This is a genomic window from Pedococcus cremeus (assembly GCF_900111375.1).
Lineage (GTDB): Bacteria > Actinomycetota > Actinomycetes > Actinomycetales > Dermatophilaceae > Pedococcus_A > Pedococcus_A cremeus.
Genome location: NZ_FOHB01000001.1, coordinates 161435 through 173375 on the forward strand (window position 1 = coordinate 161435; position 11941 = coordinate 173375).

Sequence of the window (11941 nt, forward strand, 5' to 3'; positions counted from 1 at the left end):
TACTCATCGGGTGCTCATCAGCGTCAAACCCGCTTTCGGTTCCCTCATTCGGACGGTTTTCCCTGCTTTGCTGCCTCGAGGTGGTCCCTCACCGGGTTCGGGTCCAGGGCGGCGCTGACACGCAGCGCGCGCCCGAAGGCCCGCCGGCGAAGGGCTTGGTCGAAGCAGTCGGTCGTCGGGTGCAGCCATGCGCCACGGCCCGGCGAACAACGTCGCAGATCAGGTACAAGCAGGAACTGGCCCTGTTCATTCCTCATCGCGACCACTCGCAGGAGCACCGACCGGCTATCCCTCCCACGACACCCCACGCACGTCCGGGTCGGGCGCGCTGCGCCCTCGTCGTGCCGTGCACGGGTGCGCCGAGGCTGGAGTCCAGTCCGGTCGGTCCCCACCACTCTACCCGTTACCGGGGCGCGTGTGCGCCACCGGCACCGCCGGTCCGGTCACCACCGGCACCAGCGGCTCCACCAGCACCATGACCAGCGGACTGCCCACCACGCTGACCGGCCCCGGACGCACCGGTCGAGCCGGTCGAGCGGCCGCCCTGCTGGCCGGAGGGGGCGTTGTCGGGGCGGATGTCGATGCGCCAGCCGGTCAGCTTGGCGGCGAGGCGGGCGTTCTGGCCCTCCTTGCCGATGGCGAGCGAGAGCTGGTAGTCGGGCACCACCACGCGGGCCGCGCGCAGCTTGGGGTCGACGATCTCGACCGACTCCACCCGCGAGGGCGAGAGCGCCGCCGCGACGAACACCTTGGGGTCCTCGGAGTAGTCGACGATGTCGATCTTCTCGCCGTGCAGCTCGGTCATGACCGCGCGCACGCGCGCGCCCATGGGGCCGATGCAGGCGCCCTTGGCGTTGAGTCCCGCGACCTTGGAGTGCACGGCGATCTTGGTGCGGTGGCCGGCCTCGCGGGCCAGCGCGGCGATCTCGACGCTGCCGTCGGCGATCTCGGGCACCTCGAGCGCGAACAGCTTGCGCACCAGGTTGGGGTGGGTGCGCGACAGGCCGATCTGCGGGCCCTTCGGGCCGCGGCGCACGCTGACCACGAAGCAGCGCAGGCGCTCGCCGTGCACGTACTTCTCCCCCGGCACCTGCTCGGCCAGCGGCAGGATGCCCTCCACGGTGCCGAAGTCGACCAGCACGTGGCGGGGGTCGGAGCTCTGCTGGATCACGCCGGCGACGACGTCACCCTCGCGACCCTTGAAGTCGCCGAGGATGGCCTCGTCCTCGAGGTCGCGCAGGCGCTGGACGATGACCTGGCGGGCGGTCGACGCGGCGATGCGGCCGAAGCCCGAGGGGGTGTCGTCGAACTCGGGCCCGAGCTCGGGACGCCCGCGCTCCTCGCCCTCGGCCGGCTCCGGGGTCTCGAGCTCCTCGCGGGCCCACACGATCACGTGGCCGGTCTTGCGGTCGAGCTCGACCCGGGCGTGCTTGTAGGCGCCCTCGGTGCGGTGGTAGGCGACGAGCAGCGCCTGCTCGATGGCAGGGATCAGGATCTCGAGCGAGATGTCGCGCTCGCGCTCGAGGGCCCTCAGGGCCGCAAGGTCGATGTCCATGTTCAGTTCTCCTACTCGCTGCTGTCGGTGCCGTCGTGCGCGGCGCTGTCGTGCTCGTGACGCTCGTGACCCCGCGAGAACTCGACCTGGACCGCGGCACGCGCGACGTCGGCATACCGGAGCTCGAGCTCGCGTGCGGGCTGCTTCTTGACGGCGGGGACCTCGATGGTGAGCCCCTCGGCGCCGGCCCGCAGGATGCGGCCGGTCACCGGCTCGCCCTCGACGGGGGTCAGGGTGACCAGGCGCGAGACGTTGCGCTGGAAGTGCCGCGGCTCGGTCAGTGGGCGGTCGACGCCCGGAGAGGTGACCTCGAGCGTGTACGGCTGCTCGCCCATCACGTCGGAGGCGTCGAGCGCGTCGCCGACGACGCGGGTGGCGTCGGCGACCTCGTCGAGGGTCAGCGACGGGGTGGGCTCGGTGACATCGGCGCCGTCGGCGTCGAGAACGCGGTCGATCCAGACGCGCACCAGGCGGCGTCGTCCCGCCGGCGTGACCGCGACGTCCTCGACCAGCAGGCCCAGGGCGGCGAGCGGGCCCTCGACGGTAGGACGGATCTGCTCTCTCACGCTCATGCGGATCGTCCTCTCTGAAGTTCTCGGGTCCGTGCGCGCACACTCTATCCACGGGGGCAGCCGCGCTGCATGTCGCCCGACGACACCCGGTGCGGCCGGTCGGCATCCCGCCGCGTGCCATGATCGGGCCCATGCCCGAGACGCGTATGCCGTGCGGCCCGAGCCGACGGTCGGTGCTGGCCGTCCTCGGGCTCGGCGCTGCGGGGGTGGCGCTGTCCGGGTGCGGGATCCGCCTCGAGGACGACGCTCCCCGCGTGCCGCTCGTGCCCACCCGGGAGCCGGTGCCGGGCGAGGCGTTCCTGATCGGGCTGTGGCTCGGTTCGCAGGACCTCTCGGCCCAGGCGTCCGCCCTCGGGGGGCCCGGCACCGGGCTGCCCGCCCGGCTCGCCCTGCTGCACCGCGCCCAGGCGGAGGTGCTGCGGACCCTGCTGCGCAGCGAGGGCGTGCCCGACTCGGTGGTGGACGACGCCCGGGAGCGGCACACGTCCACGCCGTCGACCACGTCGAGCCCCTCCGCCGCGTCCCCCACGTCCGGCGCCACGCCCGGCCGGTCGAGCACCGGCGCGCCCACCTCCCCCTCGCGCTCCACCCTGGCGGCAGCCGAAGCCGCGACGCTGTCCCCCGAGTCGTTCGCGGCGCTCAAGGCGCTCGACGCCAAGGCGGTCGTGACGCCGGCGGCCGCCCTCGCCCAGCGGGCCGCCGCCGCGACCCTCCTGGGCAAGCTGCCGGCGTGGCCCACCCAGGAGGACGTGCCGGCGGACCTCGCCGCGGCGGCGCTCGAGGCCACCCGCGCGGCGGTCTACGGGTTCGAGGTCGTGGCGGCTCAGTCGGCCGGGGCCCAGCGCGCCCAGGCCACCGCGACGCTCGCGACGCTGCGCGCCCGCGTCGCACGGCTCGAGCAGCCGGCCGGTGACAAGGCCCCGCCCGCCTCGCTGGGCTACCCGCTGCCCTTCCCGGTCACGACCCCCGGTGCCGCGAAGCGCCTGGCCCTGCACGTGCTCGAGGGCCTGCGGGCGAGCCAAGCCGCCGCGACCGGGCGGGCGGCCCGCGACGCCACCGGGCTCGCGGCCACCGTGCAGTGGCTGGCCGAGGCCGAGGGCCTGTGCCACCGCTGGGGCATGGCCCTGCAGCCCTTCCCCGGCCTGGAGTGAGCGTGCCCTCGACCACCGAGGCCGCCGCCCTGATCCCCGACGGGTGGCGTGAGCAGGTCTCCCGGCTGCCCGCCGAGGGTGGCCCGTCCGGCGCGACATGGGCGGCCGGTCTCCCCCGCCTGCTGGCCGACCTGCTCGACCACTGGGGCCTGTCCCCCACCGGGACCGGCATGACCGGCTGGACCGCAGTGGTCGTGCCGGTCACCCGCGAGGGTGACCCGCTGGTTCTCAAGGTGGTGTGGCCGCACCACGAGGCCGCGGCCGAGCCGCTGGCCCTGCGACACTGGGCGGGCAACGGGGCGGTGCGCCTCGTGGCGGCCGAGCCCTCGCGCGGGGGCCTGCTCCTCGAGGCCCTCGACCCCACGACGGACCTGCGGTGCGAGCCGGTCGAGGACGCCTGCGAGGTCATCGGCGGCCTGCTCCGCCGGCTCCACGTGCCCGCGCCGCCGCGGGTGCGCACGCTCAGCGACTGGCTGGAGCGGCAGCTCGGCCGGCTGCCGCAGCACGCCGACACGGTGCCCCGCCGGATGCTCGACCAGGCCGAGTCGCTCATGCGTCAGCTCGCGACGGTGCCGGAGGTCGACGGCACCCTGCTGCACACCGACCTGCACTTCCAGAACGTCCTCGCCGCCGGTCGCGAGCCCTGGCTGGCCATCGACCCCAAGCCGCTGGCGGGTCGTCCCGGGTTCGAGCTCCCGCCGGTGCTGTGGAACCGGCTCGGCGAGCTCGGCACCGGCTCGGCGTTCCGCTGGTCGGTGCGCCGCCGGCTGCAGGTCGTCTGCGAGGCGGCCGGCATCGATGAGGACGAGGCGCGCGCCTGGGTCGTGGTCCGCGAGACGGCCGAGGCGATGTCCGCAGCCGACGACGGCGACCGTGACGCGCTCACGCTGGCCATCTCGCTCGCCAAGGCGATGGACGACTGAGCCGTCTCTACCCGACCCAGGTGTACTCGACCTCGGGCCGCCCCGAGCCGGTGTAACGCGACCGGCGCACGGCCAGACGGCCCTCGCAGAGGTACTCGGCGTAGCGCCGGGCCGTGACCCTGCTGACGCCGACCGCCTCGCCGAGCTCGGAGGCCGACAGGCCGGCACCGGCCTCACGCAGCGCCCGGCTCACCCGGGCGAGCAGCTCCTCGCCCATGCCCTTCGGGAGCCGGGCCTCGGTGGCCGCCCGGACACCGGAGACGACCTCGTCGACCTCCGCCTGGGTGCCCACCTGCTCGGCGCCGTGCAGCTGCTCGCGGTAGGTGCGGTAGGCCAGCAGCCGCTCGCGCAGCGTGGCGAAGACGAACGGCTTGAGCACGTACTGCACCACCCCGAGCGACACCGCCGCCCGCACCACCTCGAGGTCGCGCGCCGAGGTGAGCGCGATGACGTCGGCCCGGTGCCCACCCGCCCGCATGGCCCGCACCACCTCGAGGCCGTGCCGGTCGGGCAGGTTCATGTCGAGCAGCACGAGGTCGATGCGGTGCTCCTGCAGTGCTTGCAGCGCGGCCTGGCTGGTGCCGGCCGTCGCCACGACGGCGAAACCGGGCACCCGCAGGACGTATGCCGCGTGCGCCTCCGCCGCGACCGGCTCGTCCTCGACCACGAGGACGCCCAGGACGCCCACGCCGTCCGCGGCGCCCCGCTGGCCACCTGCCTGCTCGCCGCTCACGCACCCGCTCCCATCGGGAGGCGCACGACGAACCGGGCGCCGGGCGGCCCCTCGACGCGCAGGTCGCCCCCGAGCCGGTGCACGGACTGCGCCACCAGCGCCAGGCCCAGGCCGCGGCGGCCCGCGCCGGCGGCTTCCTTCGTGGAGTACCCGCGCTCGAAGGCCCGCTCGACCTCGTCCGGGGCCAGCCCGGGGCCGCTGTCCTCGACGACCAGCACGGAGCTCCCCTCCTCCACGTGGGCGTCGAAGCGGACGCGCCGCGGGCCGTCGACGGTCGCCACCGCGTCGAGGGCGTTATCGACGAGGTTGCCGACGATGGTGACGAGGTCGCGCGCCGGCACGAGGTTCTCGGGCCAGTGGGCTCCCTCGCCCACCTCGAAGTCGATGCCGCGCTCCCCCGCCTGGGCGGCCTTGCCGAGCAGCAGTGCGGTGAGGGCCGGCTCCTGCACCGCCCCGACCACCCGGTCGGTGAGCACCTGCGAGGCGGCCAGCTCCTCGGTCGCGAACGCGAGCGCCCTTTCAGGGTGGCCGAGCTCGATGAGGGAGACGACGGTGTGCAGCCGGTTCGACGACTCGTGGGCCTGCGAGCGCAGCGCCTCGGTGAGGCCGCGGGCCGAGTCCAGCTCACCGGTCAGGTCCTCGAGGTCGGTGCGGTCGCGCAGCGTGACCACCGACCCGAGCCGGCGCCCGGCGCGCACCGCCGGCGCCTTGTTGAGCACGACGACCCGTGCCTCGGTGACGTGCAGCTCGTCCTCCCGCGGCTGCGGGTCGGTGAGCGCCTGCTGCAGCTGCGGCGCGAGGCCCAGGCTCTCCACGGGCCGGCCGCGGGCGTCGTCCGGCAGACCGAGCAGCCGCACCGCCTCGTCGTTGGCCAGGATGAGCCGGCCGTCGGGGTCGACGAGCAGCAGCCCCTCGGTCACGGCGTGCAGCACCGCGTCGTAGTACTCGTACATCTGGGTCAGCTGCTGCTCACCGAGGCCGTGGGTCTGGCGCCGGACCCGCCGGGCCACCAGCGCCGTGCCCACCCCCGAGAGCAGTGCCGCGGCGAGTCCGGCGAGGAGCAGCCCCGGCACCTGGCCGCGCAGCCGCTGGGCCACGGCTGCCTTGCGGATGCCGACCGCGACCAGCCCCACCACGCGGCCACCGTCCTCGACCGGGACGACGACCCGGCGCGAGGGCCCCAGCGTGCCGGTGTAGTCCTCCACCACCGTGCCGCCGGCCGCCGCCGCGGCGATGTGGCCGATGAACTGGCGGCCCACCTGGGCGGGGTCCGGGTGGCTGTAGCGGGTGCCCGTCGGGCTCATGACCACCACGAAGTCGGTGGCCGTCTCACGGCGCACCCCCTCGGCATACGGCTGGAGGACCCGGCTGCGGTCGGTCCCCTGCACGGCCTTCACGACCTCGGGCGTCGCCGCCACCGACTCGGCCACCGCCGTGGCCCGCGCCGTGGCCTCCGCGGTCGCCGACCGCTGCGCCTGCACGCCGGCGCCGAGGAGGCCGGCGCCGACCACCAGCACCGCCACCAGCACCTGGAGGGCGAAGGTCTGCCCGGCGACCGACCAGCGCGACGGCGGCACCAGCCGGGGCCTGCCACCGGCGGTCGGCGCCGCGGAGGCGGAAACGGACATCAGCGGCATACTGGACAGCTGCGGGGGCGGCAGCGCGTGCCCAGCGGCCAGAACTCAATGAACACAAAGGTGACCCTAGTCACCACGGCCAGCACCCTCGTGGTTGATCACCGCTCCGGGCACCGCCGCCCGGACCGACCCGCTGGAGGACCACCGTGAGCAGCACCACCGACAACGCCGTCGAACCCCGGCCGACACGCAGGCGCGACCGCACGCACTACCTCTACGTTGCCGTCATCGCCGCCATGGTGGGCGGCATCGTCGTCGGCGCCATCTGGCCCGACTTCGGCGTCCAGCTCAAGCCGCTGGGCACCATGTTCGTCAACCTCATCAAGATGATGATCACGCCGATCATCTTCTGCACCATCGTCCTCGGCATCGGCTCCGTCCGCCGAGCCGCCCAGGTCGGCCGCGTCGGTGGCCTCGCCCTCGGCTACTTCCTCACCATGTCGACGGTCGCCCTCGCGATCGGCCTCGTGGTGGGCAACCTCATCCACCCGGGTTCCGGGCTGCACCTGACCAAGGAGCTGGCCGCCGCCGGCCAGAAGCAGGTCGCGACCGCCGGGGAGAGCGGCTCGACCATGGACTTCGTGCTCGGCCTCATCCCCGACACGCTCGTCTCCGCACTGACCTCCGGCTCGGTGCTGCAGGCCCTGCTCGTGGCCCTGCTGGTCGGCTTCGCCCTGCAGAAGATGGGCCGGGCCGGTGAGCCGATCCTCGGTGGCATCAAGCACCTCGAGCGGCTCGTGTTCCGCCTGATGGCCATGATCATGTGGGTTGCCCCCGTGGGCGCCTTCGGTGCGATGGCCGCCGTCGTCGGTGCCACCGGCCTCGGGGCCCTCAAGAGCCTCGGCCTGCTGATGCTCAGCTTCTACATCACCTGCGCCATCTTCGTGTTTGGCGTTCTCGGCCTCATGCTCAAGGTCGTCACAGGGCTCAACGTCTTCTCGCTGCTGCGCTACCTCGCCCGCGAGTTTCTGCTGATCCTGTCGACCTCGTCGTCGGAGTCGGCCCTGCCGCGCCTCATCGCCAAGATGGAGCACCTGGGCGTCTCGCGTCCGGTCGTCGGCATCACCGTGCCGACCGGCTACTCCTTCAACCTCGACGGCACCGCGATCTACCTCACCATGGCCTCGCTCTTCATCGCCGAGGTGATGGACAAGCCGTTCAGCATCGGGCAGCAGATCTCGCTGCTGGTCTTCATGGTGATCGCCTCCAAGGGCGCCGCGGGCGTCACCGGTGCGGGCCTGGCGACCCTCGCGGGTGGCCTCCAGTCGCACCGCCCCGACCTCGTCGACGGCGTCGGCGTCATCGTCGGCATCGACCGCCTCATGAGCGAGGCCCGCGCGCTGACCAACTTCGCCGGCAACGCGATCGCCACCGTGCTCATCGGCACCTGGACCGGACAGCTCGACAAGGTCCAGTGCGCCGCGGTGCTCGCCGGCGACCGGCCCTTCGACGAGGCCACGATGGTCGACAACGACCACGACACCGTCCATGACGCTGAGCCGGCACAGCTGCCGGCGGCCGCGGCCGGAACCAACGCCGGCACGGCTCCCAGTGAGCGGGAGACGGTCGGGTCCACCCGGATCTGACGCCCGGGGAGGCGAGCTTTCGCTCCGCCGCTCCACCCCCTCACGAGACGAGCCCGGCCGGGCACACCGGCCGGGCTTGTTCGTGTCCGGTGGGCTCTCTCAGAGCCGCACGGGGAACCCGAAGCTCGTCTCGACCCCGCGTGAGAAGAGCACGCTGTCCGGCGGCCGGTCGACGACACCCTCGAGACCAGCGGCGGCGACGAAGCGGTCGTCGAGCTCGAGCACCTCACCCCGGTGCAGCGGCCACGGGCCATGGGTGTTCGGCACCCAGAGCGGACGACCCGCGACGGTGGTGTGCAGGCCGAACCGCGCGGTGAGGAAGAGGTCGATGGCACTCGGCTCGGGCAGGGCCTGCCCCACCCGCACCCGCAGCCGGCTGTCCGGTCGCGCCGAGGACGGGTATGCCGGTCCCGCCGGGACCGCGCGCCGGTGCCACGGCGTGCGGTGCCACAGCGTGCGGTCCCACGGCGTGCGGTGCCGCCGTGCGGCATACGTCACCACCGTGCCGGTGGGGTCCGCCGGCACGGTGCTCGGAGAGGCAGCCATGCGGGCCCACTGGTACGGCGTGCCGAACAGCAGCCGGGCGCCCACGACGACCGGCAGGCGCTCTGCGTCGAGTGACAGAAACACCACGCCGCGGCGGCCCGCATCGTCGCGCGAGTAGACGCGCACGTTGGTCTCGAGGAAGGTGCCCAACCACGGCACCGCACGTCCCCGGCCGACGCCGGCTCCGACCATGCGGAACGGGATCAGCCCACCCAGCCCGAGCCGTCGTGCACGTCGGGTCGCACCCCGCCAGGCATGAACTGCTCGAGACGGATGGGGTCGACCCTCCAGTGCACGAACGTGATGTCACGCCAGTGCTGGTGCATGACAGGGCGACCCGGCAGCGCCGGCCCCTGGGCCTAGAGCTCGTGGGCGGACGGCGTGGTCATGCCGACGCCGCGCACGGGGTCATGCCCGGCGGCCCGCGAGCTCGAGCAGCACCGCGCGCGCGGCCCGCCGTCCTGAGACCAGGGCGCCCTGCTGGCTGGCCGTGTCACGGTGGTCGCCCGCCACGAAGAGGCCGTCGCCGAGGGCGACGGGCCGGCGCGGCTGGAGCGGCGGCAGCTGCCGCGGCAGCGACCGGGCGACGTCGTGGCGCACCACCAGCTCCCAGTCGGAGGTGGACGTCCCCCAGAGACGGTCGAGCTCGCGGCGCACCACCCGCTCGTCGGCCTCGGTCGGCAGGAGGGTGGTCGCCTGGACGAGGCTGCGCCCCGGCGGGGCGTAGGCCGGCGCGACGGCGCTGAGGACGGCGGTGTTGACGACCGGCCCACGGCGAGCGTCGACGACGAGCATCCGTTCGGGGCGCGGGGCCCGGGACGCCGCGAACCACCACGTGCGTAGGCCGTTCATGGTCTCGGCGCGGCGGTCGAGCAGGCGCGACCCGAGCAGCGCCCCGGCGTCGGGGCCGTCGGTGGCGACGACGACGGCCCGGCTCCGCAGTGGCCCCGAGGCGGTGCGCACCGACGGTCCGCCGGCTCCCCCACTCCCGGCGTGGACCTCCTCGACGGCGGTGCCGCAGCGCACCGGTCGGTGCAGCCCCGCGGCGAGCTGGCGGGGCAGCTCCCCCATGCCGCCCGCCGGCACGCCGGGCGTGCCGAGCAGGAAGCAGCGCACGAGCAGGCGCACGAAGGCGGCCGACGAGGCGCCGGTGTCGTCGGCGAGGACCCCTGCCAGGAAAGGCTCGAGGACCTCGCGGCGCAGCGCTCCCCGGGCTCCGGCGGCATCGAGCGAGGCCGCGAGGGTCGTGTCGGCTCTGGACAGGAGGCTGCGCGGGCTGCCCAGCGCCGGGGCGGCCCAGCGGGCGAGCGCGAACAGCTCGACCGGGTCGAGGTAGCCGGCGCGCCAGGCCGACCGCACCGTCCGGGGCAGGAGCCGCGGCGCCCTGCGCGGGTCCGCCAGCACCGCGAGTGCGCCCGGGCCGTCATGACGGCGGACCGCCACGCCGGGCTCGAAGGTGCGCAGCCGCAGCGCGTCGACGTCCACGAGGCAGCGCACCGCCGGGTAGGCCGGGTTGACCAGCTGGAACCCGATGTCGCAGCGGAAGCCGTCGACCAGCTCGGTGCGCACCCGGCCCCCGACCTCCGGCGCGGACTCGAGGACGACCACCGCCAGCCCGGCCCGCTCCAGCGTCCGTGCGCAGGCCAGCCCCGCCAGGCCGGCCCCCACGACCACGACGTCGGCGTCGTCCGCGCTCACCGGTGTCTCTCCCGCACGCACCTACGGTGACACGGCGCCGCCCACGGCGCGCTGCAGGTTGGGGGCGGTTGGGCTCGGCCGGGCGGGCGCGAACCCGCCGCGTGTCGTCAGAGCGGTGCGAGGGGCGTCACCGTGGTCCAGTCGGGGCAGGCTCCCAGTGCACGGCCTTGAGCAGCTGGAACTCCCCCAGCAGGTCGGGCCCGTACCCGCGGCCCTGGCCGCTGGCCCGGCGCGGGTCCGCCGACCCTCCCGGCGCCCCGCCGAAGACCGCGTTGACCTTCACCGTGCCGACCTCGAGCTCCTCCACGGCCTGCAGGGCGTGGCGCTGGTCAGGGGTGAGCACGGTGGCGGCCAACCCGTAGGCCCCGCTGTCGGCTGCGCGCAGCGCCTGCTCCCAGCTCGGCACCACGACGACCGGCACCACCGGCCCGAAGGTCTCCTCCGTCATGACCGGCAGGTCGGCCGCGACGTCGACGAGCACCGTGGGCGCGTAGAAGGCCCCCGGCAGGTCGAGCCGGTGACCACCGGTGAGGCAGCGGGCCCCTCGCGCGAGGGCGTCGTCGACGTGCGACTCGACCACGGCGAGCTGGCGCTCGTCGACGAGCCGGCACAAGGTGGTCTGCTCGTCGCGCGGGTCGCCGGCGCACAAGGCCTCTGCCCGCTGAACCAGCTCGCGCAGCAGCGCGTCGGCGACCGCCTCGTGGACGTAGACGCGCTCGACGCCGGTGCACAGCTGGCCGGCGTTGGTGAACGCGCCGATGGCGACCTGCTCCGCGGCCCACGCCGGGTCGACCCCCGCGTCCACCACCAGGGCGTCCTTGCCACCGTTCTCCACCAGCGCCTTCGCACCGCGGGCGCCGCAGGCCGTCGTGATGGCTCGACCGCCGGTGCTGCTGCCGACGTGCGCGACGACGCGCACCCGTTCGTCGGCGACGAGACGGGCGCCGACGTCACCGTCACCGGGCAGCACCTCGAGCACCCCGGGCGGCAGGCACTCCTGAACGATCTCCGCGAGCCGGATTCCCGGCGCCAGGCTGCGCTCGGAAGGCTTGTGCACCACCGTGTTTCCCGTGACGAGGGCAGCGGCGAGCAGGCCCGCAGCGGCGGGGTACGGGTCGTTCCACGGAGTCAGGACGGCCACCACGCCGTAGGGCTCGGCACGCACCCAGTCGGCGCTGCCGGCAGACCCGGCGAGGGTGCGGCCTGCGACGCCGAGACCACTGACGGCCGCCTCGTCGAGCAGGTCGGCGGCCACCTGCGCCGACGCGACCGACTCACCGTGCAGCCGTCCGGTCGTGTCGCACAGCAGGTCGCCGAGCTCGGCCGCAGCCGCTCGTACCGCGGAGGCGGCCCGGCGCAGCGCTGCGGCCCGGTCCCCGGGTGACGTGCGACGCCACGACGCGAACGCCTGGTGCGCGGCTCCGACGGCACGCTCCACGTCCGCGCCTGACGCGAACGGCACTTCTCCCGGGGAGGGCCGACCGGACGGGCCGGTCGAGGTGTGGGCAGGGCTGACCATCGGCGCCTGTGTCGTCGTCAT

The 11941-nt window shown here is 74.4% G+C and carries 10 protein-coding genes and 1 pseudogene; 3 read left to right on the forward strand and 8 right to left on the reverse strand.

Features of this window, described 5'->3' with window-relative positions; translation table 11 throughout:
- Positions 1-44: 44 nt before the first annotated feature.
- From BMW78_RS21095 to rimP, 3 genes are all read right to left on the reverse strand, one after another.
- On the reverse strand, positions 45-257 hold the full coding sequence (locus BMW78_RS21095; protein WP_245735584.1) for a YlxR family protein: 213 nt from the start codon (positions 255-257) through the stop codon (positions 45-47).
- A gap of 146 nt (positions 258-403) precedes the next feature.
- Entirely contained in the window at positions 404-1555 is a 1152-nt protein-coding gene (gene nusA, locus BMW78_RS00710) for a transcription termination factor NusA (protein WP_091755467.1), read from the reverse strand.
- An 11-nt stretch (positions 1556-1566) separates the two neighbouring features.
- Positions 1567-2127 (reverse strand): ribosome maturation factor RimP, encoded by a 561-nt coding sequence (gene rimP / locus BMW78_RS00715; RefSeq protein WP_091755469.1) that lies wholly within the window; start codon positions 2125-2127, stop codon positions 1567-1569.
- 131 nt (positions 2128-2258) lie between these two features.
- Here rimP and BMW78_RS00720 point away from each other — a divergent pair, with 131 nt between their 5' ends.
- Both BMW78_RS00720 and BMW78_RS00725 read left to right on the forward strand, forming a co-directional pair.
- Positions 2259-3278: a DUF4439 domain-containing protein gene (locus BMW78_RS00720; RefSeq protein WP_143056099.1), complete on the forward strand. Its 1020-nt coding sequence runs from the start codon at positions 2259-2261 to the stop codon at positions 3276-3278.
- A gap of 2 nt (positions 3279-3280) precedes the next feature.
- Positions 3281-4201 carry an aminoglycoside phosphotransferase family protein gene (locus tag BMW78_RS00725; protein ID WP_245735585.1) on the forward strand — a complete coding sequence of 307 codons (921 nt, stop codon included), beginning with the start codon at positions 3281-3283 and terminating at the stop codon, positions 4199-4201.
- 7 nt (positions 4202-4208) lie between these two features.
- Here BMW78_RS00725 and BMW78_RS00730 read toward each other — a convergent pair whose 3' ends face one another.
- Together BMW78_RS00730 and BMW78_RS00735 are read right to left on the reverse strand one after the other, a co-directional pair.
- On the reverse strand, positions 4209-4934 hold the full coding sequence (locus tag BMW78_RS00730) for a response regulator (RefSeq protein ID WP_245735586.1): 726 nt from the start codon (positions 4932-4934) through the stop codon (positions 4209-4211).
- The gene (locus tag BMW78_RS00735) at positions 4931-6562 is read right to left on the reverse strand and encodes a sensor histidine kinase (protein WP_245735587.1); all 1632 of its coding nucleotides are present in this window, start codon (positions 6560-6562) and stop codon (positions 4931-4933) included. Before BMW78_RS00735 ends, BMW78_RS00730 begins: the two co-directional genes overlap by 4 nt.
- Positions 6563-6717: 155 nt before the next feature.
- Here BMW78_RS00735 and BMW78_RS00740 point away from each other — a divergent pair, with 155 nt between their 5' ends.
- A complete protein-coding gene (locus BMW78_RS00740; RefSeq protein ID WP_091755475.1) occupies positions 6718-8157 on the forward strand; it encodes a cation:dicarboxylate symporter family transporter in 1440 nt (479 codons plus the stop codon).
- Between the two features lie 99 nt (positions 8158-8256).
- Here BMW78_RS00740 and BMW78_RS00745 read toward each other — a convergent pair.
- The 3 genes and pseudogenes from BMW78_RS00745 to BMW78_RS00755 all read right to left on the reverse strand — a co-directional run bounded on the left by BMW78_RS00745 (position 8257) and on the right by BMW78_RS00755 (position 11941).
- A pseudogene (locus BMW78_RS00745) lies at positions 8257-9029 on the reverse strand (YqjF family protein).
- Positions 9030-9111: 82 nt separating this feature from the next.
- Positions 9112-10401 carry an NAD(P)/FAD-dependent oxidoreductase gene (locus tag BMW78_RS00750; protein ID WP_091755477.1) on the reverse strand — a complete coding sequence of 430 codons (1290 nt, stop codon included), beginning with the start codon at positions 10399-10401 and terminating at the stop codon, positions 9112-9114.
- A 127-nt stretch (positions 10402-10528) separates the two neighbouring features.
- Complete coding sequence (locus BMW78_RS00755) at positions 10529-11941, reverse strand: aldehyde dehydrogenase family protein (RefSeq protein WP_218144185.1); 1413 nt, start codon at positions 11939-11941, stop codon at positions 10529-10531.